Source organism: Streptomyces sp. NPDC001381 (assembly GCF_042895685.1).
GTDB lineage: Bacteria > Actinomycetota > Actinomycetes > Streptomycetales > Streptomycetaceae > Streptomyces.
The window spans coordinates 264,673-289,203 of record NZ_JBIAWO010000002.1 but is presented as its reverse complement, the minus strand read 5'-3'; the positions used below and the strand labels follow the sequence as shown (position 1 = coordinate 289,203).

The window sequence follows — 24,531 nt, the reverse complement described above, 5'->3', positions numbered from 1 at the left end:
TGCGCCATCCGGTGTTGGACCCCGGCCCGTGCCGATGGGCATCATCGAGGGAACAGCGAGCGTCATGGGCGAATCGGCCGGTTTTTTTCCTGCCGCCAGGCCGACGGGAGCGGCCGGTGCGACGACGGGACGGTTGACCGCACGAACCCAGGATGACGCGGACTTCTCGACACAGCACGGCACTCACAGCGGATGCGCACCGTGACAGCCGCGCCGGCTGACCCGGCGGCCTCGACCTTGGAGCCAATGATGTCCTCCACGACCCTGCCCTCAAGCGACGTCGACCTTTTCGCCACGGACACACTCCTCGATCCCTATCCGGTGTATGCGCGCCTACGGGATGCGGGACCGGTGGTCCGGCTCAGCCGGTTCGACGCGTGGGCGTTGCCGCGCTACGAGCAGGTCAGTGCCGCGTTGCGTGATCACGAGACGTTCAGCTCCGCGTCCGGAGTGGGCTTCGCGGCCGGGATGAACGAGCTCATGGCCGGCGGCGTGCTGGCATCCGACCCGCCTCACCACACCACCCTGCGCGTCATCCTCTCCCGCATGCTGATGCCCCGGGCGCTGCGGGACCTCGGTCCCTCGGTGAACGCTGCGGCGGAAGAGATCGTCGACCGCCTGGCGGCCGGTGCGGAGTTCGACGCGGTGTCCGACCTCGCAGAGGCATTCACTCCGAGGTTCGTCGCCGATCTCATCGGTCTTCCCGAGGAAGGCCGCGACCAGCTCCTTGAGTTCGGCGCCTCCACCTTTGAGGGTCTGGGTCCCTTGGGGGAGCGGACACCTGCCGCGATGCGACAGCAGCAGGCTCTGCTGCACTACGTCACCACCACCGCCGCCAGGGACCGGCTTGCCGAAGGCGGTCTCGGCGCCCGCGTCTGGGAGGCGGTCGACTCGGGCGAGATCGACGAGGCCGCCGCGATCACCCTCATGATGGCGTTCCTCGCCACGGGCATGGACACCACGATCCTCTCCTTGGCGGCCGCCGTCCGGCTGTTCGCCGAGCACCCCGACCAGTGGGACGCGCTGCGGGCCGACCCGTCCTTGGTGCCCGCCGCCTACCTCGAGGTTCTGCGCATCGCGTCTCCGGTCACCGTATTCAGCAGGGTGACCACCAGGGCTTGGGAGTGCGACGGCGTCACCATCCCCGCGGGCGATCGTGTCGCCGTCATGTACGCCTCCGCCAACCGCGACGAACGCAAGTGGGGCGACCCGGAGCGCTTCGACATCACGCGGAAGCCCGCCGATCACCTGACCTTCGGCGTCGGCATCCACGCCTGTGTCGGCCAGAACCTGGCCAAGCTGGAGGCGCACGCCCTCCTCACAGCACTGCTGGCACGGGTGCGCCGGTTCGAGATCGGCAAGCCCGAGTTCATCGTCAACAACACCCTGCACGGGCTGCGCAAGCTTCCCTGCCGGATTGTCACCTGAGCGGGCCAGGGGAACGAACCCCGTCCGGGACTCCATTGGGCGGACAGCTTTCTCTTCGGTCACTGCCCTGACGCAGCCTCATGCCATGCCCAGACGGCGGATATCGAAGCCCGCCAGGAGGAACCGAGCGTCGTTTCGGTGGGTTGTACGAGTTCATGGCCGGTCCGTTCGGCGGCTTCGGTGATCGGCTCGGTCGTCACCGCCGAGATCCCACTGTGGTGGCTGTGCGGAGACTCGTACAGGCGGGGGGTGCGCAGAGCGAACAAGGTCAGTTCGGCCGGCAGCTGATACGACGCGGGCTGCTCCAGCACGGTTTGCCGCTCGATGACGGCTCGGAAGAGCTCCCGGGAGGGCCGCAAGCGACCGCCGGCCGACTCGTGCGAGCCGCCTCCGCCCGCGGTGTGTACGCCGCGGCAGCTGTGGGTCCTTCATGATCCGTGACCCCGGCAGCGGCGGTTCAGCGACGACCATCCGGTCGGCCCGTTGGTCGCCCGCGTCAGCGATGACTGTGCCGCGGCGGAGTCCTGACCGATCCCTCGTGCCGGCGCCGTGAGGGGGACGCAGCCGTCGAGTTCCACGACCGGCCACTGCGCGATCAGCCGAGACCGCCGACGAGCCGGCTCTCCCGCGTCCCCCGGTGAAGCCGGATGCCGCGCTTCGTCGTACCCGGCTGCGTCTCGCCGCCGAGCACCCACACGTACCAGAGGTCGATCAGGACCGGTGGGATCCACCGGAGAACCGCTTGGCCCTGCCCTCATGCGCGTGGACGTTCTCACCACGGAGACCGGCCCAGCACGCCGCCACGCCGCCCTGCGCGGCCGGCGCCCGGCAAGGCCCGCGCCGATCGCGGCGCCATCGGCCCTGTGGTTCCGGCGCGACGTGGCGGCGGTCTGCGAGCAGCTCGTGATCATTTCTCGCTCCGGATCGCGCCGACGCCGCGCAGCCGCGCCGACGGGAGCAGCGCGTGCTCCTCCGGTACCGTCTCGGCCATCACTGGACGCCATTGAGCAGACGCGGTTTCATGGCTTGTCCAGCAGGGTCCGACCGAGTCCGCAGCAAGAGCGGGACGGGAATGGTCGGAGAGGGCTGAGAGCAACTCCCGTATGGCAGAACTTCGTCGGCGGTGGTCCGCGCCAAGGGCGTCGACAGCTGCATCGCGGTGCCCACGCTCGTGCTCCGCAGCGCGGGCATCGACGGCCGGCACCTCACCCGCGACATCTCGTCTCCGCGACCCCCTGCTTCATCGGCGCCGACCCGGCGCCGACCTTCCGGCGGGTCCATACGGACGCCGTTGCTGCCGTGGACGCTGCCGGCACGGTCGAAGTGCTGAAGCGACGAAGCGCTGCCGTGCAGCAGGCGTCACCGGCGAGGAAGACCCGCCCGCGGCGGATGTCGGGCCGGAACACCGAGTCTTCAGCCCGTTCTTCTCGGCCGCTGGCACCGCAGGACCGCTCTCCTGCCGGATACCGGCCGCACAGGGCTTGACACTTCCTCGCACGGCGGCAAAGAATTCCCGCTGCAAACACGTGAATGAAACGATTCAAACATCGCGTCCCGCAGACCTCTCCCCTGCCTGATCTCCAGGACGCCTGCCCTCCCCGCCGTCACCGCACATCCACAGTAGGAGCCCGCATGTCCTCTGTATCGCGCCGGTCCGTCCTGCGCTCGGCCATAGCCGTGGCGCTCGCGCCCACCCTCGGCTCGGTGTTGCTGCCGGGGCTCGCTCCCGTGGCGTCGGCCGCCGTCTCCTGGACCGCGAAGTGGATCTGGGCTCCGTCCAGCTCGGCGAACCAGTGGGTGGCGTTCCGCAGATCGTTCACCCTGGGCTCCGCGCCGTCGAAGGCGGTGACGCAGATCGCGGCCGACTCCAAGTACTGGCTGTGGGTCAACGGCACGCTCGTCGTCTTCGACGGCCAGCTCAAGCGCGGCCCCAACCGCACCGGCACCTACCACGACGAGATCGACCTCGCCCCGTACCTCACGAGCGGCCGCAACACGGTGGCGTTGCTGGTGTGGTACTTCGGCAAGCAGGGGTTCTCGCACAGCAGCAGCGGCAAGGGCGGTCTGCTGTTCCAGTCCGACATCACCACCGGTTCCACCACCACCCGGGTCGTCAGCGACACCACTTGGAAGCACACCGTCCACCCGGGCTACTCCAACAACACCAGCGGCACCCAGGTCAACTTCCGCCTGCCCGAGTCGAACGTCTACTACGACGCCCGCAACGCCACCGCCATGACCGCCTGGGAGTCGGCCGGCTTCGACGACAGCGCGTGGAGTGCCCCCACCGACTTCGGAGCCGCCGGTGCAGCGCCCTGGAACGATCTCGTCCGGCGGCCGGTCCCGCAGTTCCGGTACTCGGGCCTGAAGTCCTACGGCAACGCGTCGTCGCTGCCGTCCACGGGACAGGGCGCCACCCCCATCACGGCCACCTTGCCCTCGAACCTCCAGGTCACGCCGTATCTGAAGGTGGACGCTCCGGCCGGCGCGGTGATCGGCATGCAGACCGACCACTACGCCGACGGCGACGGCCTGACCGGCCTCACACCCGGGGCCGAGAACAACATTCGCGCCACCTACGTCTGCACCGGCGGGGTCCAGGAGTTCGAGGCGCTGGCCTGGATGAGCGGCACGGCGGTGAGGTACACGATCCCCACGGGCGTCACCATTCTGGATCTGAAGTACCGGGAGTCCGGCTACGACACCGACTTCGCCGGCTCCTTCAGCAGCAGTGAGGCCTTCTTCGACACCCTGTGGGGCAAGGCGGCGCGCACGATGTACGTCAACATGCGCGACAACTACATGGACTGCCCCACCCGCGAACGCGCCCAGTGGTGGGGCGACGTGGTCAACCAGCTCAAAGAGGGCTTCTACACCTTCGACACCCGCTCCCACGCCCTCGGTGCCAAGGCCATCGCCCAGCTGACCGCCTGGCAGAAGCCCGGCGGCGTGCTCTACTCCCCGATCCCGTCGACCATCTGGACCGCTGAACTGCCCGTCCAGATGCTCGCCTCGGTGTGGGCCTTCGGCACGTACCACCTTTACACGGGCGACTCCGACGCCGTCTCCGGCGCCTACCCGGCGGTGAAGGCGTACCTGGACCTGTGGAGCCTGGACTCCGCCGGACTGGTCGGCCACCGCGCCGGGGACTGGGACTGGGAGGACTGGGGCACCAACATCGACGCCCGCGTCCTGGACAACAGCTGGTACTACCTGGCCCTCGACACGGCCATCACCCTCGCCGGCCTCAGCGGCAACAGCGGCGACGTCGCCGCCTGGCAGGCCAAGCGCGACAGCATCAAGGCCAACTTCGACCGCGTTCTGTGGGACACCTCCAGGAACGAGTACCGCTCACCCGGCTACACCGGCGACACCGATGACCGCGCCAACGGCCTCGCCGTCGTCGCCGGCCTCGCGCCCGCCTCCCGCCACCGGGCGATCACCGAGGTGCTGCGCACCCACCTCAACGCCAGCCCCTACATGGAGTTCTACGTCCTCGAAGCGCTCTACCTCATGGGAGCGGCGACCGTCGCCGAGGAGCGGATGCGCAACCGCTACGCCGCCCAGGTCGCCGACCCCACCTGCCACACCCTGTGGGAGATATGGGACAAGTCGGGCGGCACCGACAACCACGCCTGGAACGGCGGCCCCCTGTACACCATGTCCGCCTACGCCGCCGGCGTCCGTCCCACCAAGCCCGGCTGGGAGACGTACGACGTCATCCCGCAGACCGGCACCCTCACGAAGATCAACACGGTCACGCCGACCGTCAAGGGCGACATCCGCTTCGGCATCACACGCGACGGCGACCAGGTCACCCTGACCCTCACCTCCCCGAGTGGAACGACCGCGCGGGTGGGTGTCCCGACGTACGGCGGCTCCGCACCGGTGATCAAGGCCAACGGAACCACCGTCTTCACGGGCGGCGCCTCCACCGGCGGCGTCCCGGGCCTCGGCTACGCGAGCAAGGACTCCTCGTACGTCTACTTCACCCTCCAGCCGGGCAGCTGGACGTTCACGGTCACCGGCGCCGGCCGTCTGGACAACCTCGCCCTCGGCCGGCCGGTCTCCAGCAACAGCAGCCTGGAGAACAGCGACTGGGGCAAGAACCGGCTCACCGACGGCAAGCTCACCAGCGTGACCGGTGCCAAGGGCTACACCAGCATCGACTTCCCCTCCGCCGACGTCAGCGCGAACCCCGTCTGGGTGGAGATCGACCTCGGCGCCGACACCGACCTCGACGCCGTACGGCTCTTCCCCCGCACCGACACCCCGGCGGTCGGCGGCGGCACAGCGGGCTTCCCGGCCGACTTCACGATCCAGACCCGCCGCGACGGGTCGAGCACCTACACCACCGTCCGCACCATCACCGCCGAACCCAACCCGGGCGGGCGCGTGCAGACGTACGGCTTCAAAACCACGACCGCCCGCCACGTCCGCCTGCAAGCCACCAAGCTCGGTACCCCTCCCGTCGACGAGACCACCAAGTACCGCCTCCAGCTCGCCGAACTCACCGTCCCCACCGCCGCGACCGCCGTCACCGCCAACTACACGCTGGAGAACGGCGACTGGGGCAAGACCCGGCTCCTTGACGGCACCACCACCAGCGTGACCGGTGCCAAGGGCTTCACCAGCATCGACTTCCCCTCCGCCGACGTCAGCGCCACACCGGTGTGGATCGAGATCGACCTCGGCGCCGACCGGGCCATCGGCTCCGTCACCCTCCACCCCCGCACGGACACCGGCGCAGCCGGCGGCGGCACGGCGGGCTTCCCCGTCGACTTCACCATCCAGACTCGCCCCGACGGATCCGGAACCTACACCACCGCCCGCACCATCACTGCCGAACCCAACCCGGGCGGAGCCGCTCAGACCTACACCCTCACTTCCGCCACCGGCCGCTATCTACGCCTGAAGGCCTCCAAGCTCGGCAGGCCCGCCTCGGACGAGACCACCAAGTACCGCCTCCAACTCGCCGAGATCAGCATCAAGTAGCAGGCCATCCCGAAACGGGCGGCGGTGCTGGTCCCTCACCACGACCTCACCGCCGCGGGTATCCGGAGAGAGCGACGACACGGCCAGGCGGTGACAAGCGGCGGTCTCCGCCGCCCACTACCCCGCAGGAGCCGATGGCCTCCACCCACCTGCCGCACCGCGCTTGGGCGGGCCGAGCGGTCGAGGCAGCGGAAGCAGGCCCGCAGGGACAGGTCGCCAGGCCATGCAGGCCCAGCCCGCAGGCGACCTTCCAGTGCAGGTCGCATCGCAGTTCCTGAAGCTTCCCGAGATCCGACAGTCCGCACATCCCCCCAACTGCTTAGCCATGCACGGGAATTACATGAGCGCAGCTCAAGGCGCCGTCCACCGCCACCCGCCGAGCAACGGCCTGGGCTCCAGCACCAGCGTCCAGGACTCCGGCGCCGCGTTTCTCCCGTGGCTGCGGCGAGTCAACGCCTGCGCCGGGCGGGGCGCGGCTGCGGATGCCGGGCTTCGGCATGGGCGGCGGCCAGCTCGTCGTAACTGCGCTGGTCGGCATGGACCGGTGCGCGCTGCCGGAGGCGGTCACCCCCCAGACCGTGGCCGAAGCCGCGGGCGAAGCTGCCGTCCGCGAGACTGCCGCCCAGACGTGGTCTGTGGCTGCGGCCAGGGACTTGTCTCGTCGAGGCGATCACGGCGGCGGCGAGGTCGTCCGGGAGGTGATCCAGCCGGGCGCCAACGTCGGCGGCATCGGCGCCGGGCTGGTCCGGAGGACTTCCGCGCCCGCGAGGACAACCTCGATCCCGGGCGAGTCCTCCGGCCCACCGAAGTCGGGGGTCTTGCCGCCGCCGTCGCCCAGGTACCAGGTCGAGCCCTCCCGGCCATGACGGGTCTGGTCTCTGTGTGGCGTAGTCCGCGAACTTCGAGCCCCAGTACGCCGCGAGGTGGTGCGGCCCGGGGAGACGTGTTCCACGACACCCCCGACAATTCGCCCCCGAGCCGTACCGGGTCGAACACCGGGTGCCCAACTTGCTCGACAGGTCGCGTTGTTGACGCTCGGGCGCTCCTTCCGCGCACGACGAAAGACCAGGCCGACGGCGCGGTTGCCGCCCTCGCGGATCAGGTCCAGCTCGATGTCGTCACTGGCACCCGTCAGGATGCCCTACGCCTCGTACCGCGAGGTGAATCCCGTCGACCGGCCCTGCTCGGCCGCCTCCACGGTGCCCCAGTGTCCCGAGGCGTGTCGCCCCCTGAAGCGGGCTTCCAGACTGCCCCGTTCGCCGCGGGCGCACGGGCGTCTGTCACCCCGCGCGGCAGTGCCGATCTGACACAGAAGACGTGTGTCAGCGGCCGGTTGGCTTTCCCCGCTCGCGACCGCTTCAGCTCCCCACCGTGGCCACGTCGACTCCCCACTGTCGGCCACCGCGTATACGCAGCGTGAGGTCATCCTCGGCGGCGCTCGCCCCACCACGGCAGGATCGGAGGCAGGTCGCTGAGCCCGCGGGCTGGGCGCTTCGGCATCGGCGATTCCCCGTCGTCCCCGTCCCAGCGGCGTGCGTATTGGTCCGGGAGGTTGCCCCAGCCCCAGTAGGGAACCGGGCGGTCGGGTGCCTGACCGACGACCCGTTGGCGCCGCATCCCGAGACATTGGAGGTCATCAATGGCCGCCACACCAGTCGTGGGCAGATCAACTATGCCGTCCCCGAAGGGCTACCCTCCCGACCTCGCCTCGCCTCGCCCAAGGCCGAATACGGGGAGTGGTCAGCCGGTGCCGCAGGGCACGACTACCACGCCGGCCACCGTGCCGTACTCGTCACGCCGTCACTCCGCCTCGGCGCGCGCCTCGACGTCTTCGATGCCTGTGGGGCGCCCGGCCCTCGTCCACCGCGCGTACAGGCCGGCCGCGATGAGGAGGGTGGCCGCCAGGGACAGCATCGGCCAGCCGCGCAGCAGGTTCACCGCCAGGGTGAAGGCGACGGCCACGGCGGCCAGGGCGTTGACCCAGGCCAGGGCCGTCTTCTGCTCCCGGTGGGCGAAGCGGGCCATGGCGACGAGGCCGACGAGGAAGCTGACGAAGACGGCGACCGCGTAGAACAGTACGAGTTCCTGTTCCTGGCCCGCCGCGGCGACGATGATGAGCGCGGCGGCGGCCAGGTAGACGACCACCGACCAGTAGGGGGTGTGGTGGCGGTTGACCCGGCCGAGGACCGGCGGCAGTACCCCGGGCCGTTCGGGCGTGCCGGACAGGGCCTTGAGCAGTCCGGGGCCGGCCTGGAAGGAGGAGCTGGCCGCGGCGAGCAGGAGCAGCGAGCTGGTCAGCTGGAAGGCGCTGTAGAGCCAGCCGGGTCCGGCGGCGGCGTGCGCGATGTCGGCGATCTGGGTGGAGTCCGTGCCGGGGATGCCGATGTGCAGCTGCACGGCCAGCGCGGTCAGGGCAAGGGTCAGGCCGCCGACGATCACGACCAGAAGCGCGAGGGTGCCGCGACCGAAGCGGCGGCGGTGGGTGTCGTCGAGCTGGCCGAGCTGGGCGATGGCGGTCGACGGCGCCTCGATTCCGGTGGCCAGCGCCATGGCGACCGGGAACGCCAGGACCACCGCGAGCATCGCCGAGCGGCCCGGGTCGGCCGAGGCGGCGGCGTGGCCGGTGGCGTGGGGCGAGGTGAAGCCGAGGATCAGCACGGCCACGGAAATGATGACGAAGGCCACGGTCATGAAGGCGAACAGCAGTCGCCCGCCGTGCCCGAACCAGGTCAGCCCGGCCACCACGACCAGCAGCAGAAGCGCCATCGGGATGCGCAGCGGAGCAAGCCCGGGGAAGAGGGCGATGACCGCGCTGGCCGCGGCTGCGATCGAGATGCCGATGGTCAGGACGAAGTCGACGACCAGCGCGCCGATGGGCAGAAACGTCCAGCGCGCGCCGAACGCCCGCCCGGCCGCGGCCGCTGCGCCGCCGCCCTTGGGGAAGCGCCGCACGAGCTGCCAGTAGTTGGCGGTGACGACCACGACGAGCCCGACCACGAGGCTCATCGTCGGCAGCAGCAGCGCCAGGTCGCCGTGCAGGGCGCGCAGCGCCGCCTCGATCGCGTATGCCACCGAGGAGACGGGGTCGGCGATCACCGCGAAGGCGAACGCGAAGAAGAGAACGGAACGGCGCGGGCCACGGACGCCCGCGACAGCAGACGGAGCAGCCGCGATGGCGGCGGCCGACTTCGAGACGGTCACGCGAAGACCTTCCTTGGCGTCCTTGGGGACGCATTCGTCGAGGGCAGGACACTTCGCCGACCAGACTTCCCGGCACTCCGCCCCCGACACTACGTCAGGGAAGCGCAAGCAAGGCGTTAAGAATGCGTCAGGGTTCCCCGCCGGGCACCGCCCGCTGCCAGGGACGACGGCCGACGCGACACGGCTGCCAGGTAGTCAGCCGATCCGGGCCGCTTCACGGCTCCCCTCGGTACGCCGACGTCAGCCTGGTTCCGATACCGGCCTGCAGGGCTACGCTGCCGACGTGCCCTCCGTCTATCGCCGCCCCAAGTGCCGTCAGCGGGTGCGGGAATGGTGTCTTAAGCGACTCGATGAGTGGGGCGTGCCGCACCACCGACGGGAGATCTCGACAGCCGCCGGAGCCACCAGTGTCGTCACGGTTGGCCCGGACCCGGCAGCCGCGTCGCCGACGGTGGTGCTGGTGCCTGGTACGAACACGAACGGTGCCGTCTACCGGCACATCACCGAGGCGCTGGCCGCCCGGTGGCCCACAGTGGTGCTCGATGTGCCCGGGCAGCCCGGGCTGAGCGCGGACATCCGTCCGCGCCGCAGGGGGTCGGCGTGGTACGGGCAGTGGCTCACTGAGGCACTGGAGCAGACGGTGCCGGGCAAGGCCCTGGTCGTCGGGCACTCGCTCGGCGGAGCCATCGTGCTCGCCTCCGCCTCCCCGCGGATCGCCTGGCGGGTCGTGCTGTCCAGCGCCGGGCTCGTGCGGCTGCTCGTCCCGCCGGCCGTCGTGGCCGCGACCGTGCCGTGGCTGACCCGGCCGACCGTGCCACGGGCGGCCCGGATGCTGCAGCCCATGGTGGCGCCGGGTGGTCGCGTGCCGGATGAGCTGGCGGAGTGGATGGCCCTGGTCGCCCGCTGCTGCCACAGCAGCCTCGCCCCTCCCCCGCTGCCTCCGACGCTGCTGGCCGCGCGCCGGGCGGTGCCCTGTCTGGTGGCCACCGGCCGCTACGACGTCTTCCTGCCGCCGCGGCGGATGGGGCCGGCCGCCCAGCGGCACCTGGGCACCCGGTTGCACATCCTGGACGGCTCGGGGCATCTGCTGCTGGACGAGGCGGCCGACGAGATCGTCGCGCTGGTGGGGCGGGCACTGGCCGCGTCGGGCGGGGATGGGGCATAGGCTGCGTATGTTTCCCTTCGATGACCTGGCGTCTGGGGCGGGGCCGTACGACGCTGGGCGCAGGGACGTTTTGAGGCAGACGAGGAGCCGACCGTGCGCGCACGTGACCTGGCGGTGGAATACGAGTCGGTGAGCGTCGACAGCGATGCTTTGGACGCGGCTCGGCTGATGGCCGAGCACAAGCTGCCCGGGCTGCTCGTGCTCGACGAGCATCGCGAGCCGAAGGCCATCCTGCCGGCCTCCCAGATGATCAAGGTGCTGGTTCCCGCCTACGTCATCGAGGACCCCACGCTCGCCGCAGTGGTCGACGAGCAGCACGCCGACCGGCTGTGCCAGGCGCTGGCCGGCCGCCGCGTCGGCGACTGTCTCTCCAAAACCGCGGCCCCGCCGCCGATCGCCGACCCGGACGACACCGCGCTGGAGGTCGCCGCGCTGATGGCGCAGGTGCGCAGTCCCTTGGTGGCGGTCGCCGAGAAGGCCAAGGACGGCACGCATCTCCTCGGCGTCATCACCGCCTCGCACCTGTTGCACGAACTCCTCGGCAAGACGGGCACGTTGAGCAGCACGCCAAGCGCCTGAAACCTGTCGGGTCAGCGGTCGAGTACCGGCCCGGCGGTGTCCAGTGCTGCCCCGACGTGGTCGGCCAGGCTCACCGCGACCAGGCGCGTCTGTAGAGGCGGCGGTACCGTGCCGGGTTCCGGCTCCAGCATGAAGCGGCCCAGGTAGCGGCCGCCCACCTGGGCGCGCAGTTCGATCTCCTCGCCGGGCCAGCCGTCCTTCTCCAGGTCCCAGTGGGCCCGGCCGACGGTCACCGAACCGTCCTGTTCCAGGCGGGGATGTCGGCCGAGCAGCGTGCCGTGCTCGAACCGGCAGCCGCGCAGTCCCAAGATCTCGGTGAGCTGATGCCCTACCTGGTCCACCACCGCATACGGCGAGCCGCCGGCCTGGACCAGGGAGGCAGTTTCGTGGATCCGCGCCAGATGCGCCGCGTCGGTGACGGTGACCAGCTTCAACGTCCGGGCGTGGGCCGCTAGTTGGGAGACGGCCACGCCCACCGCCAGCAGCAGGAAGGTCGTGGTGATGTCGTCGCCATGAGAGATGCTGAACCGCTGGAAGGGCCGGGTGAGGAAGAAATCGAACCAGGCCGCCGCCGACAGCGCGGCCAGCACCCCGGCAGCGCGGCTGCCCAGGGCCGCGACCGCCACGACCACCACGACGAGGATCAGGGCCAGGTTCGCGGACGTCATGTGGGTACGGATCGGTGCGAGGGCGAGAGCGACGACGAGCGGCGCGAGCAGAGCAGCCGCCAGGGCGATCCGGTCACGCAGGGGCATCCGCATGGGCCACCACCTCACGGGAGCGAGGAGCGGCCCTCCTTGCCAAGGGGCCGCCCCGTAGGGGGTCGACACGGCACGACGGTCGACACGGCCAGAATCCCGCTGCCGTCCTCTCCGGGCTACTGCCAGCGCCGATCTTGACGCACCTCTGACACCGCATACACCAGGGCGTACGTAGTCACCGGGCCATCCGGTACTGGGCGGCGGCCGGTCAGCCCGTCTTCCCGCCCCTCCGCGTGTCGGCCCGTTCCCACTCCTCGTCCCACTGCCGCAGGCGCTGCCGGGCCAGGCACACGGACGATTCGTCCGCTGCCCCACATCGTTCCGCCCGCCCCCACTGCGACGATTCCGCCCATCATCACCGCGCGGAAGGGCGCATCCGCGGGGGACAACGGCTCGGAGGCCAGGCTTCCGCGCCTGTCGGTCCAGACGGTGACCCGGGTGCCTGCCCGGGTGCCGGGCGGCGCCCGGGTCCGGTCCGTATGCGACTGGCCGTCGGGGGAAACCCAGCGAACGGGGGCCCACGCCAGCCGGTTCCCGTCCGGCCGCACGGACGCCTCGTCCACCGCGTCCTTCGTGACGACGGCCGACACCCCCTGCCGCTCGGCCCGTTCCCGGTCGAGGCCCCGCTCGACCGCGCCCGCGGGTCACCAGGCCCGCCAGCAGCCCCCCGGCCACGGCGAGCGCCCAGGCGATGAGCACCACCCAGGCTGCGACGACGTCGCTGCGCCGCCGCAGCGGGTTGCGCCTCCAACGCCATCACAGCACCGTCCCACGTGGTGTGCGCGCCACCGCCGACACCCCCTCGCAAGAGGACAGACGGCACCCGCCTCCAGTGTGCTCCCCCTCGGGTGGCCCGGCCGCCCGCGTGTACGCCCGTCACGGCTCAGGCGAGCACGAAGTACCGCAGCCACAAGTACAGCGCACTGATAGCGACCGTGACGAGCGTGACGACGAGTCCGTACTTGGTGAACTGCCAGAAGGAAATGGGCTGCCGGTTGCGCTCGGCGATGCCGAGGACGACCACGTTGGCACTGGCGCCGATCGCAGTGGCATTGCCACCCAGGTCCGCACCGAGGGCCAGGGCCCACCACAGCACCTGGTGGCCGCCGGCCGCGCCGCCCATGTCCTTGACCAGGTCGGCGGTGATGGGCGCCATGGTAGCCACGTAGGGGATGTTGTCCACGATGCCGGACAGCACGGCCGAGCCGCCCAACAGGGTGAGTGTGGCGCCGAGTTCGCGGCCGCCGGTAGCGTCCGCGAGGGCGCTGGAGAGGTCACCGATGACGCCGGTCTCGATCAGCGCGCCGACCATGACGAACAGGCCGGCGAAGAAGGCGAGGGTGGGCCACTCCACTTCGCCCAGGACCTGCCGGGTCTCCACTCTGGAGACGGCGACGAGCAGTCCGGCGCCGAGCAGGGCGACCACGCTCGGCTCGTAGTGCAGGACGGGGTGGAGGACGAACCCGGCGACGACGAGGGCCAGGACGGCCAGGCCCTGCCACAGCAGCCGCGGGTCCCGGATGGCCTCGCGCTCGGTCAGCGCCATGACCTGCCCGGCGCGCTCCTCGTCGTAGACGAACGCCTTGCGGAACATCACCCGGCACAGCCCCAGCAGCACCACCGTCAGCACGGCGGCGATCGGAGCCAGGTGGACCAGGAAGTCGTTGAAGGTCAGCCCGGCCCGGCTGGCGATGATGATGTTGGGCGGGTCACCGACCAGGGTCGCGGTGCCGCCGATGTTCGAGGCGAACACCTCGGCGATCAGGAACGGCGCGGAGGCCAGGCCCAGCCGTTCGCACACCAGCAGGGTCACCGGAGCGATCAGCAGCACCGTGGTCACATTGTCGAGCAGCGCGGAGGCCACCGCGGTGATGACGACGAGCATCGCCATCACCCGGAAGGGCTTGCCGCGGGCCCGCTTCACCGACCAGATCGCCAGGTACTCGAACAGGCCGGTCTGCCGCAGCACCCCGACGATCGCCATCATCCCCAACAGCAGGAAGACGACGTTCCAGTCGATGCCGGTGTGCTCGGAGTAGAACGCCGCCTTGTCGTCGGTGGCGCTGATCACGAGCATGAACCCGGCGCCGCCGAGGGCCGCGGCCGTGCGGTGGACGCGCTCGCTGATGATCAGTACGTACGCGCCGACGAACACGGACACGGCCGCCCAGCTGTGCCAATCACTCATACGGCCGTCTTTCTCTCCTGGTCGTTCTCACCGGTGTTCGTGTCGTGTGCGTCGTCGGGGATGCCGACCAGGTCCTCGACGTCGAACATGCGGGCGATGGGCACGTCGGTGCTGGAATGCGCGACGATCGAGAACGCGATGCACACCGCGATCAGCGTGTACGCCGCCTCCGCCTGCGGGATGCCGGACTGCAGCACCAGCAGCCCATACACCACCGACGCGAAGCCCTTCGGTCCGAACCACGCCGCGGTCAGCTTCTCGCGCCGCTCGAACCGCGTACCGACCAGCGAGATCAGCAGCGAGGCCGGGCGGATCAGGACGATCGCCAGGACCACCGCCACGTAGCCCTGCCACGTAAGGTCCGCGAACAGACGGGGCGTCAGCAGCGCGCCGAACACCAGCAGTGCGGCGAATTTCGCCAGCTCCGCCAGGGCCTCGCCCAGCGGTTCGAACGCCTCCTTCGCCTCCGGTGCGTTGGCGGTGAGCACGGCGCCGGCGGAGAACGCGGCCAGGTAGGGGTTGGCGTGGGTGAGGTGGCACAGGCCGTACAGGATGATCCCGGTCGCCAGCGGCAAGAGCTGCTGCAGCTTGGGCTCGGCGCCCAGCAGCCGGAACCGAACGAGGCCGTTGACGAACAGCGGCATCAGGATGCCGAAGGCGAGGCCGAGGGCCAGCTCCAGCGCGATCGTCCCGAGCGACGCCTCGCTCGCGTGACCGGCGACCGGGCCCGCGGCCGCGATCAGCAGTACCACCACCGGCAGCGCGAGGCCGTCGTTGATGCCGCTCTCGACATTCAGCAGTTCCCGCAGCTTGGCCGGGACCTCCTTGCGGCCCACGATCGCCGAGGCGAACACCGGGTCTGTCGGCGCCAGCACCGCACCCACCAGGAACGACGTCGTCCAGTCCAGACCGACCAGGTAGTGCGCGACCAGCGCCATGAACACGAACGCCAGCGGCATGCCCAGGCCCAACGCCCTTGCGGGGTTACGCCAGTTGGCGCGCAGCTTGGCGAAGGAGACGTGCTGGCCGTCGGTGAACAGCACCGCGAACAGCGCCAGGTCAGCCGTGACCGACACGATCTCGCTGTCCGGCGTGATGTGGATCAGCCCGAGGAACCCGTCACTGACCAGCGCGCCGCCGGCGAGAAAGAGGAGGGAGGTGGACAGCACGGTGCGGGCGGCGAGCCCGGACAGCAGCACCGCGATCAGCAGAGCCACCCCGAAGACAGCAACGAGTACCACCGGAAACGCCCCCGATCGGAAGAGAGATCACACCTCTGCTCGCCGACCAGGCTTCCCGGCACACCGTTGGGAACCTTACCTGCTCTTGGTACGTCTTTGACAGATCACTGATGCGCACCGCCCAGGCGTACAGGTTGCCGGGTTCCGGCAAGGAACACCGTCTACGGAGTTACGACGGGGCCGTCGCCGACAGGTCGGTGGGGGTAGGCGCGTGGCTGGGGGCGGCCGGGAGGGTGAGGACCATGGTGAGACCCCCGCCGGGGGTGTCCTCGGCGGTGAGGGTGCCGCCCATGGCCTCGGCGAAGCCGCGCGCGACCGCCAAGCCGAGGCCCACACCGTTGCCACGGGGGGCGTCGCCGTAGCGCTGGAAGGGCGCGAAGATGCGCTCCTTGGCCTGGTCCGGGACGCCCGGGCCCCGGTCGACGACGCGCACCTCCACGCGGTCGGCGAGCGCGCTGGCCGACACCACGACCGGCTCGCCGTTCGGGCTGTACTTCACCGCGTTCTCGACGACGTTGGCGACGGAGCGCTCCAGCAGACCCTTGTCGACTGCGACCATCGGCAGGGTCTCGGGGATGTCCAGGGCCACAGCCGACTCGGGGTCGGGGATGCCGACGAGCGCCAGGGGGACGACCTCGTCCAGATCCACCTCGCGGATCAGCGGCTCGACGGTCCCGGTCTGGAGGCGGGACATGTCCAGCAGGTTCCCGACCAGGTGGTCGAGGCGGTCGGCGCCCTCCTCGATCGCGGCGAGGAGTTCTGCCTGGTCCGCCTCGGACCACTCCACGTCGTCGGAGCGGAGGGAGGTGACGGAGGCTTTGATCCCGGCGAGCGGGGTGCGCAGGTCATGGCTGACGGCGGCGAGCAGGGCGGTGCGGATGCGGTTGCCCTCGGCCAGCTCCTTGGCCTGGTCCGCTTCGGACTGCAGGCGCTGGCGGTCCAGGACGACGGCGGCCTGGGCGGCGAAGGCGGCCAGTACGCGGCGGTCCTCGGCGGGCAGGACGCGGCCGGACAGGGCCAGCGACATGTGGTCCCCGACCGGCATGTCCACGTCGGCGTCCTCCGGCCGCACCACCGGCCGTCCGGGGCCGACCCGGCCCGCGCAGGTCCACGGCTCGACGTCGCTCGTGCGCTCCAGCAGGGCCGCCGACTCCATGATGAAGGTCTCGCGGACCCGCTCCAGCAGCTCCTCCAGGCCGGTCTCGCCACGCAGTACGTTGCCCGCGAGGAAGGAAAGGATCTCCGACTCGGCGCGCAGCCGGGCGGCCTGGTGAGTGCGGCGGGCCGCCAGGTCCACGACGGAGGCCACGGAGACCGCCACCCCCACGAAGATCACCAGAGCCAGGATGTTCTTGGGGTCGGCGATCGTGATGCGGTGCACCGGCGGCGTGAAGTACCAGTTCAGCAGCATCGTGCCGACCGCCGCCGAGGCGAGCGCCGGGAAGAGGCCGCCGAGCAGGGCGGATGCCACCGTCAGCGTCAGGAACAGCAACATGTCGTTCGTGAGACCGAGGTCCGCGTCGACGTGGGTGAGCAGCAGCGTGAGAAGTGCGGGACCGCCGATTCCGGTGAGCCAGCCCCACAGAACACGGGAGCGGCCAAGGCGTGCGCCCCGGGCCACCGGCAGGCCGCGCCCCTTGCCCGCCTCGTCGTGCGTGATCAGGTGGACGTCCAGGTCGGGCCCCGAATCGCGGGCCACCGTGGCCCCGACGCCGGGCCCGAAGACGTACTGCCAGCTCTTGCGGCGGGACACACCGAGGACGATCTGGGTGGCGTTCACGCCCCGTGCGAAGTCGAGTAGCGCCACGGGGATGTCGTCGCCGACGACCTGATGGAAGGTGCCGCCCAGGTCCTCCACCAGGGTGCGCTGCACGGCAAGTTCCTTGGGTGAGGCCGAGGTCAGCCCGTCGCTGCGGGAGATGTAGACGGCCAGCACCTCGCCGCCGGCGCCCTTCTCCGCCAGCCGTACCGCGCGGCGGATCAACGTGCGGCCCTCGGGGCCGCCGGTCAGCCCGACCACGATCCGCTCGCGCGAGCCCCAGATCTTCGACACCCGGTGCTGGCTGCGGTACTCGTTCAGGTACTCGTCGACCCGGTCGGCCACCCACAGCAGCGCCAGCTCGCGCAGCGCGGTCAGGTTGCCGGGCCGGAAGTAGTTGGACAGGGCCGCGTCGACCTTGTCCGGCTTGTAGATGTTGCCGTGCGCCATGCGGCGGCGCAGCGCCTGCGGTGACATGTCGACCAGTTCGATCTGGTCCGCGCGGCGCACCACCTCGTCCGGGACGGTCTCCTTCTGCCGCACGCCGGTTATCGACTCGACGACATCCCCGAGGGACTCCAGGTGCTGGATGTTGACCGTCGAGACCACGTCGATGCCGGCCGCGAGCAGCTCTTCGACGTCCTGCCACCGCTTGGCGTTCCGCGAGCCGGGGATGTTGGTGTGGGGCAGCTCGTCGACGATGGCCACCGCGGGGTGCCGGGCGAGCACGGCGTCCACGTCCATCTCGGTGAAGACGCTGCCGCGGTATTCAAGCTCCTTGCGCGGCACCTCCTCCAGGCCGTGCAGCATCACCTCGGTGCGCGGCCGGTCGTGGTGCTCCACGAAGGCCACGACGCAGTCGGTGCCCCGCTCGATACGGCGGTGCGCCTCGGACAGCATCGCGTACGTCTTGCCGACGCCTGGTGCCGCGCCGAGATATATCCGCAGCTTGCCGCGTGCCATCGTCTCGCCTCTGCAGTCGTGTGCGGTCAGGAGCATGGAGAGCGCGTCATGACTCGAAGCGGTAGCCCATCCCGGGCTCGGTGATCAGATAGCGCGGGTGGGCGGGGTCGGCTTCGAGCTTGCGCCTCAGCTGCGCCATGTAGACCCGAAGATAGTTGGTCTTGCTTCCGTAGGAGGGGCCCCAGACCTCCTGGAGCAGCTGCTTCTGTGTGATGAGGCGCCCGGGGCTGCAGACCAGGATTTCCAGCAGATGCCACTCCGTCGGGGTGAGGCGCACATCGCGTCCGCCGCGGGTCGCCTTCTTGGCCAGCAGGTCGACCGTGAAGCCGTCCGTGGTGACCACGGTCGTCTCGGGGGCCAGCGGCAGGGCCTCGGTGCGACGCACGGCGGCGCGCAACCGGGCCAGGAGTTCGTCCATGCTGAACGGCTTGGTGATGTAGTCGTCGGCGCCCGCGTCGAGGGCTGCGACCTTCTCCTCGGACGCGCGACGTGCGGACAGGACCAGGACGGGCACCCGGGTCCAGCCGCGCAGCGCTTTGATCACCTCGACGCCGTCCATGTCGGGCAGCCCGAGGTCGAGCACCACCACGTCGGGCTGGCGCGCGGCGGCCAGCCGGAGCGCGGTGGCACCGTCCGGCGCCGCGTCCACTCCGTAATGCCGGGCCTGCATGTTGATCACAAGGGCTCGTACGAGCTGTGGATCGTCCTCCACCACCAGCACCCGGGTCATCGGCGTGCGGCCTTCCTGTCATCGGTGGGGTCAGGGCTTTCGAGACGGCGGCGGGAGCCGGCGGGGCGGGGATTCCCAGCCCCGCCGACTCCCAGTCGTCTCTGCCGCCAAGGCCATCAGTTCCTGGCCAGTTCCTTGAGCGCGATGTTGAGTTCGAGGACGTTGACCGTCGGCTCGCCGAGGAACCCGGCCGTACGGCCGTCGGTGTGGTCCTTCACCAGTTTTCGGACCTGCGCGGCCGTCAGACCGTTGTGCTCGGCCACCCGCTTGACCTGGATGTCCGCGTACTCCTTGGAGATGTCCGGGTCGATCGCCGAGGCGGAGCCGGTGACCGCGTCCTTGGGGACCTCGGACTGCGGTACGTCGTTGAACTCGGCGACCTGCTTCTTGGCCGCCTTGACGTTCTTGACGAGGGTCGGGTCACTGGCGCCGAGCTGGCTGGAGCCGGTGGACAGCGGGTCGTAGCCGCTGTTGGAGGGGCGGCCCTGGAACCACTTCGGGTCCGGCTTGTCGGTGCCCTTGATGTGCCAGCTCTGGCCGATCAGCTTGGAGCCGACCTCCTTGCCGTCGACCTTCACCATCGAGCCGTTGGCCTTGTCGTGGAAGGCCAGCTGTCCGATGCCGGTCACCACCAGCGGATAGATGACACCGGTCACGACCGTGAGGACGAGCAGCATGCGCAGCGCCGCCCACACCATGCGCCCGGTGTTGAGTACGGAGTTGTTCATGCTGATCAGCCGATTCCGGGGATGAGGGAGATGAGCAGGTCGATGATCTTGATGCCGATGAAGGGGGCGATCAGTCCGCCGATGCCGTAGATCCCGAGGTTGCGGCGGAGCATCTTGTCGGCGCTCATCGGCCGGTACTGCACACCGCGCAGGGCGAGCGGGACCAGCGCGATGATGATCAGCGCGTTGAAGATGACCGCGGACAGGATCGCGGAGTCCGGCGAGGACAGGTGCATGATGTTGAGCTTGTCCAGGCCCGGGTAGACCACCGCGAACAATGCCGGGATGATCGCGAAGTACTTCGCGACGTCGTTGGCGATGGAGAAGGTCGTCAACGCGCCCCGGGTGATGAGGAGTTGCTTGCCGATCTCGACGATCTCGATGAGCTTGGTCGGGTTCGAGTCGAGGTCGACCATGTTGCCGGCCTCCTTCGCGGCCGACGTACCCGTGTTCATCGCCACGCCGACGTCCGCCTGGGCCAACGCGGGCGCGTCGTTCGTACCGTCACCGGTCATCGCGACCAGCTTGCCGCCCGCCTGTTCGCGCTTGATGAGCGCCATCTTGTCCTCTGGCGTGGCCTCGGCGAGGAAATCGTCGACACCGGCCTCGTCGGCGATCGCCTTGGCGGTCAACGGGTTGTCGCCGGTGATCATGACGGTTTTGATGCCCATGCGGCGCAGCTCGTCGAACCGCTCCCGCATGCCCTGCTTGACGACGTCCTTGAGGTGGATCACCCCGAGGATGCGAGCGCTGTCAGTGTCCTCGACGGCGACGAGCAGCGGTGTGCCGCCCGCTTCGGAGATCCGATGGGACAGGATGTCGGCGTCGCCGGACACCTCGCCGCCCTGCTCCCGCACCCAGGCGATGACCGAACCAGCCGCGCCCTTGCGCACCTTGCGTCCGTCGACATCCACGCCGGACATCCGGGTCTGGGCTGTGAAGGCGATCCACTCGGCGTGCGCCAACTCACCCTGGTGCCGCTCGCGCAGCCCGTACTTCTCCTTTGCCAAGACGACGATCGAGCGGCCCTCGGGCGTCTCGTCGGCCAGCGACGACAGCTGCGCCGCGTCGGCCACCTCGACCTCCGTCGTACCCGTCACCGGCACGAACTCCGACGCCTGACGGTTGCCGAGCGTGATGGTGCCGGTCTTGTCCAGCAACAGGGTCGACACATCGCCCGCCGCCTCGACCGCCCGGCCGGACATGGCCAGTACGTTGCGCTGCACCAGCCGGTCCATGCCCGCGATGCCGATCGCGGAAAGCAGCGCGCCTATCGTCGTCGGGATCAGACAGACGAGCAGAGCCACCAGCACGACCATCGTGAGGTGCGTGCCCGCGTAATCCGCGAACGGCGGCAGGGTCGCCACCGCGAGCAGAAAGACGATCGTGAGCGACGCCAGCAGGATGTTCAGCGCGATCTCGTTCGGCGTCTTCTGCCGGGCCGCGCCCTCGACCAGGGCGATCATCCGGTCGATGAAGGTCTCGCCCGGCTTCGTCGTGATCTTGACGACGATACGGTCGGAGAGAACCTTCGTGCCGCCGGTGACGGCACTGCGGTCACCACCGGACTCGCGGATGACCGGCGCCGACTCGCCCGTGATCGCGGACTCGTCCACGGACGCCACGCCCTCGACGACGTCACCGTCGCCGGGAATGATGTCGCCCGCCTCGCAGACGACCAGGTCGCCGATGGTCAGCTCGGTGCCGGGCACCTGCTCCTCGCTCTTGCCGTCTTTGGACAGCCTCCGCGCCACCGTGCCGGTCTTGGCCTTGCGCAGGGTGTCCGCCTGCGCCTTGCCGCGGCCCTCGGCCACCGCCTCCGCCAGGTTGGCGAAGACCACCGTCAGCCACAGCCAGGCGCTGATCGCCCAGCCGAACCAGTCGCCCGGATCCTTGAAGGAGAAGACCGTCGTCAGCACCGAACCGACCAACACCACGAACATCACGGGCGACTTGACCATCACCCTGGGGTCGAGCTTGCGGACGGCGTCCGGCAGCGACTGCAGCAGCTGCTTCGGGTCGAAGAGACCCGCGCCGACGCGTCCCTCTTCCTTGTGGCCGGTCGGCACGTCGCTGTGCGGCGCCCGGGTCGGTGTCACCGTGGACATGGAGTCCTCTTGCTTCTTGATGTTGGCGGTCATGACGCCAGCCCCTCGGCGAGCGGGCCCAGCGCGAGGGCGGGGAAGAACGTCAGACCGGTGATGATCATGATTGCGCCCACGAGAAGGCCGGTGAACAGGGGCTTCTCGGTGCGTAGCGTGCCCGCGGTCGCCGGGACGGGCTTCTGCTCGGCGAGCGAGCCGGCCAGCGCCAGCACGAACACCATGGGCAGGAAGCGGCCCAGGACCATGCACAGGCCCAGCGTCGTGTTGAAGAAGTCGGTGTTCGCGCCGAAGCCCGCAAAGGCCGAGCCGTTGTTGTTCGAGGCCGAGGTGTAGGCGTACAGCACCTCGGAGAAGCCGTGTGCCCCGATGTTGGTCATGGCGTCCTTGCCGTCTGGCAGGGCCATGGCCACCCCGGCGCCGATCAGTACCAGCGCCGGCGTGACGAGGATGTAGCAGGCCGCCAGCTTGATCTCGCGGGTGCCGATCTTCTTGCCCAGGTACTCGGGGGTACGGCCGACCATCAGGCCGGCGAGGAATACCGCGATGATCGCCATGATCAGCATGCCGTAGAGGCCGGAGCCGGTACCGCCGGGCGCGATCTCGCCGAGCATCATGCCCAGCAGCAGCACGCCGCCGGACAGGCCGCTGAAGGAGTCGTGGAAGGAGTTGACCGAGCCGGTCGAGGTCATCGTGGTGGAGACCGCGAACACCGAGGACGGGCCCTCGCCGAAGCGCTGCTCTTTGCCCTCCATCGCGCCGCCCGCGAGCTGCGAGGCGGTGCCCGGGTGGGCGTACTCCAGCCAGGTCACCGCGACCACGCCGGCGAACCAGATGATGCCCATCGTGGCCACGATCGCGTAGCCCTGCTTGACGTTGCCGACCATCTTGCCGAAGGTGCGCGGCAGCGAGAACGGGATCACCAGCAGCAGGAAGATCTCCAGCAGGTTGGTGAAGCCGTTGGGGTTCTCGAAGGGGTGGGCGGAGTTGGCGTTGAAGAAGCCGCCGCCGTTGGTGCCCAGGTCCTTGATGGCTTCCTGGGAGGCGACCGCGCCGGGGCTGATGGCCTGCTTGTCACCGGTGAGCGTGGTGATGGTGTGGATGTCGCCGAAGTTCTGGATGGCGCCCGCCGCGATGAGCAGGATCGCCGCGACCACCGAGATCGGGATCAGGATGCGGACGATGCAGCGCACCAGGTCCGCCCAGAAGTTGCCCAGGTCGCCGGTGCGGGACCGGGCGAAACCGCGCACCAGCGCCACCGCGACGGCGATGCCGACGGCCGCGGAGACGAAGTTCTGCACGGCCAGACCGGCGGTCTGGGTGACGTGGCTCATCGCCACCTCACCCGAGTACGACTGCCAGTTGGTGTTCGACACGAAGGAGGCGGCCGTGTTGAACGCCTGGTCCGGGCTGATCGGCTTGAAGCCGAGCGACAGCGGCAGCTTGTCCTGGACCCGCATCAGCAGGTACAGGAACAGCACGCTCACCGCGGAGAAGACGAGCATGCCGCGCAGGTACGCCGGCCAGCGCATCTCCGCGTCCGGGTCGGCACCCACGGAGCGGTAGATCCACCGCTCGACGCGCAGGTGCTTCCTGGACTGGAAGACGGCGGCCATGTAGTCCCCGAAGGGACGGTGCACCAGAGCGAGCGCGCCGACCAGCGCGATCACCATGAGCACATCAGCAAGAACGGAGCTCATGTCGGGGACTCAGAACCTCTCCGGGAAAATGAGGGCGAGGACGAGATAGCCCAGCAGAGCAACGGCCACGATCAGGCCGACGATGTTCTCGGCGGTCACAGCTTCGTCACCCCCTTGGCGACGAGAGCCACCAGCGCGAACACCGCGATCGTGACGACGACGAAGGCCACGTCGGCCATCGCAAGCTCCTGAAAGAGGTTCGGAAATCCGTAAGAGGATCGGACCGCTACAGGAAACCTGCCTACCGGGCCGGATTCGATGGTCCTTAACGGCTCCCTTACGCCGGCCCGTACACCCTTGACGCATCCCATACGCCCAGCCCCGCCAAACTGGTCGCAGCATCACGTGCGACGTCCGGGCGATGCCGACACGTTGGCCGGCAGACAGCCCCAGCCAAGCCCACGCGCCCGAGCGACGGGCAAGCCGTTAAGGACGAATCACCGACCCGCTAGCAACGCGTCAAGAAACAAGGAAGGGCGCGGCTACGAGCCTACCTTCGGCGCTATGGGTCGCCGTATCGATGGGCACGGGATCGACGGGATCGATGGAGATTCCGGCGAACGTGCCCTCCCGTCCGAGGGGCTGGTCCACGACCGTCACTGGGCCGCGGAGCTGCGCAGCGCGATCGCGTGCGCCGACGCGTTCCTGGGGCTCCTGCTGCTGGTGGACGCTGCGGCCGGGACGTTCTCCCCGGCGCGTGTCACCTTGTGGAGCGGACTCGCGCTGTTGTTGTTCCTCGTCGCCGTCTTCATCCCCGAATACGTCGTCGGCCGCTGGTGGGAGAACCTCCTCCACAACCAGTCCGCCCTGTGGCTCAAGAGCCGCCTCCTCTTCACCCCCGGCGTCATGGTCACCAGCGTCCCCTGGCAGCTGACCTCCTCCGCCCGCGCCGACCGCCCGGCCGGCCGCGCCCCCGGTTCCGTCCGCCGCGGCGAACCCCCGAACTCGGCCGAGCGCCCGGACAGCCCTCTGGGATACCGACGCCCGTAGC

General features: G+C 69.7%; 16 protein-coding genes and 1 pseudogene. 5 read left to right on the top strand and 12 right to left on the bottom strand.

Annotated features, from left to right (window positions below; all coding sequences use genetic code 11):
* The first annotated feature begins 201 nt into the window (after nt 1-201).
* On the top strand, nt 202-1,428 hold the full coding sequence (locus tag ACFY2L_RS08350; RefSeq protein ID WP_390821854.1) for a cytochrome P450: 1,227 nt from the start codon (nt 202-204) through the stop codon (nt 1,426-1,428).
* A 59-nt stretch (nt 1,429-1,487) separates the two neighbouring features.
* On the opposite strand, the gene ACFY2L_RS08345 is transcribed toward ACFY2L_RS08350, so the two are convergent.
* Nucleotides 1,488-1,739, bottom strand: coding sequence for a hypothetical protein (locus ACFY2L_RS08345; protein ID WP_390821853.1), 252 nt, complete (start codon nt 1,737-1,739; stop codon nt 1,488-1,490).
* A gap of 1,321 nt (nt 1,740-3,060) precedes the next feature.
* On the opposite strand from ACFY2L_RS08345, the gene ACFY2L_RS08340 reads away from it, so the two are divergent.
* Nucleotides 3,061-6,423, top strand: coding sequence for a discoidin domain-containing protein (locus ACFY2L_RS08340; RefSeq protein WP_390821852.1), 3,363 nt, complete (start codon nt 3,061-3,063; stop codon nt 6,421-6,423).
* Nucleotides 6,424-8,223: 1,800 nt separating this feature from the next.
* Here the strand turns inward: ACFY2L_RS08340 and ACFY2L_RS08335 are convergent.
* Complete coding sequence (locus tag ACFY2L_RS08335) at nt 8,224-9,624, bottom strand: amino acid permease (RefSeq protein WP_390821851.1); 1,401 nt, start codon at nt 9,622-9,624, stop codon at nt 8,224-8,226.
* A gap of 283 nt (nt 9,625-9,907) precedes the next feature.
* Between ACFY2L_RS08335 and ACFY2L_RS08330 the strand changes: the two genes are divergently transcribed.
* Entirely contained in the window at nt 9,908-10,789 is an 882-nt protein-coding gene (locus ACFY2L_RS08330) for an alpha/beta fold hydrolase (protein ID WP_390821850.1), read from the top strand.
* 93 nt (nt 10,790-10,882) lie between these two features.
* The gene (locus ACFY2L_RS08325; RefSeq protein ID WP_390821849.1) at nt 10,883-11,368 is read left to right on the top strand and encodes a CBS domain-containing protein; all 486 of its coding nucleotides are present in this window, start codon (nt 10,883-10,885) and stop codon (nt 11,366-11,368) included.
* A gap of 11 nt (nt 11,369-11,379) precedes the next feature.
* Here ACFY2L_RS08325 and ACFY2L_RS08320 read toward each other — a convergent pair whose 3' ends face one another.
* The 10 genes from ACFY2L_RS08320 to ACFY2L_RS08275 form a co-directional block, all read right to left on the bottom strand.
* Nucleotides 11,380-12,129 (bottom strand): DUF4118 domain-containing protein, encoded by a 750-nt coding sequence (locus ACFY2L_RS08320; RefSeq protein WP_390821848.1) that lies wholly within the window; start codon nt 12,127-12,129, stop codon nt 11,380-11,382.
* 883 nt (nt 12,130-13,012) lie between these two features.
* Entirely contained in the window at nt 13,013-14,317 is a 1,305-nt protein-coding gene (locus ACFY2L_RS08315) for an SLC13 family permease (protein ID WP_390821847.1), read from the bottom strand.
* Nucleotides 14,314-15,558, bottom strand: coding sequence for a cation:proton antiporter (locus ACFY2L_RS08310; RefSeq protein WP_390821846.1), 1,245 nt, complete (start codon nt 15,556-15,558; stop codon nt 14,314-14,316). The genes ACFY2L_RS08315 and ACFY2L_RS08310 overlap by 4 nt, the downstream gene beginning before the upstream one ends.
* A gap of 169 nt (nt 15,559-15,727) precedes the next feature.
* Nucleotides 15,728-18,280 carry an ATP-binding protein gene (locus ACFY2L_RS08305; protein ID WP_390821845.1) on the bottom strand — a complete coding sequence of 851 codons (2,553 nt, stop codon included), beginning with the start codon at nt 18,278-18,280 and terminating at the stop codon, nt 15,728-15,730.
* Between the two features lie 46 nt (nt 18,281-18,326).
* Nucleotides 18,327-19,010: a response regulator gene (locus ACFY2L_RS08300; protein ID WP_390821844.1), complete on the bottom strand. Its 684-nt coding sequence runs from the start codon at nt 19,008-19,010 to the stop codon at nt 18,327-18,329.
* Between the two features lie 116 nt (nt 19,011-19,126).
* Complete coding sequence (gene kdpC / locus ACFY2L_RS08295; RefSeq protein ID WP_390821843.1) at nt 19,127-19,738, bottom strand: potassium-transporting ATPase subunit KdpC; 612 nt, start codon at nt 19,736-19,738, stop codon at nt 19,127-19,129.
* Nucleotides 19,739-19,743: 5 nt separating this feature from the next.
* Nucleotides 19,744-21,879, bottom strand: a complete 2,136-nt coding sequence (gene kdpB, locus ACFY2L_RS08290) for a potassium-transporting ATPase subunit KdpB (protein WP_390821842.1) — start codon at nt 21,877-21,879, stop codon at nt 19,744-19,746.
* Nucleotides 21,876-23,540 (bottom strand): potassium-transporting ATPase subunit KdpA, encoded by a 1,665-nt coding sequence (kdpA, locus tag ACFY2L_RS08285; protein ID WP_390821841.1) that lies wholly within the window; start codon nt 23,538-23,540, stop codon nt 21,876-21,878. The genes kdpB and kdpA overlap by 4 nt, the downstream gene beginning before the upstream one ends.
* 9 nt (nt 23,541-23,549) lie before the next feature.
* Nucleotides 23,550-23,639, bottom strand: coding sequence for a K(+)-transporting ATPase subunit F (gene kdpF / locus ACFY2L_RS08280; RefSeq protein WP_037659531.1), 90 nt, complete (start codon nt 23,637-23,639; stop codon nt 23,550-23,552).
* A complete protein-coding gene (locus tag ACFY2L_RS08275; protein WP_390821840.1) occupies nt 23,636-23,851 on the bottom strand; it encodes a hypothetical protein in 216 nt (71 codons plus the stop codon). The genes kdpF and ACFY2L_RS08275 overlap by 4 nt, the downstream gene beginning before the upstream one ends.
* Nucleotides 23,852-24,275: 424 nt before the next feature.
* On the opposite strand from ACFY2L_RS08275, the pseudogene ACFY2L_RS08270 reads away from it, so the two are divergent.
* A pseudogene (locus ACFY2L_RS08270) lies at nt 24,276-24,530 on the top strand (DNA-binding protein); the annotation flags it as partial.
* Nucleotide 24,531: the final 1 nt, after the last annotated feature.

Excerpts from the sequence above, each read along its gene's own strand:
- ACFY2L_RS08340 (WP_390821852.1), top strand. The coding sequence starts at position 3,061 with ATGTCCTCTGTATCGCGCCGGTCCGTCCTGCGCTCGGCCATAGCCGTG.
- ACFY2L_RS08320 (WP_390821848.1), bottom strand. The coding sequence starts at position 12,129 with ATGCGGATGCCCCTGCGTGACCGGATCGCCCTGGCGGCTGCTCTGCTC.
- ACFY2L_RS08315 (WP_390821847.1), bottom strand. The coding sequence starts at position 14,317 with ATGAGTGATTGGCACAGCTGGGCGGCCGTGTCCGTGTTCGTCGGCGCG.
- ACFY2L_RS08305 (WP_390821845.1), bottom strand. The coding sequence starts at position 18,280 with ATGGCACGCGGCAAGCTGCGGATATATCTCGGCGCGGCACCAGGCGTC.
- ACFY2L_RS08300 (WP_390821844.1), bottom strand. The coding sequence starts at position 19,010 with ATGACCCGGGTGCTGGTGGTGGAGGACGATCCACAGCTCGTACGAGCC.
- kdpC (WP_390821843.1), bottom strand. The coding sequence starts at position 19,738 with ATGAACAACTCCGTACTCAACACCGGGCGCATGGTGTGGGCGGCGCTG.
- kdpB (WP_390821842.1), bottom strand. The coding sequence starts at position 21,879 with ATGACCGCCAACATCAAGAAGCAAGAGGACTCCATGTCCACGGTGACA.
- kdpA (WP_390821841.1), bottom strand. The coding sequence starts at position 23,540 with ATGAGCTCCGTTCTTGCTGATGTGCTCATGGTGATCGCGCTGGTCGGC.
- ACFY2L_RS08275 (WP_390821840.1), bottom strand. The coding sequence starts at position 23,851 with ATGGGATGCGTCAAGGGTGTACGGGCCGGCGTAAGGGAGCCGTTAAGG.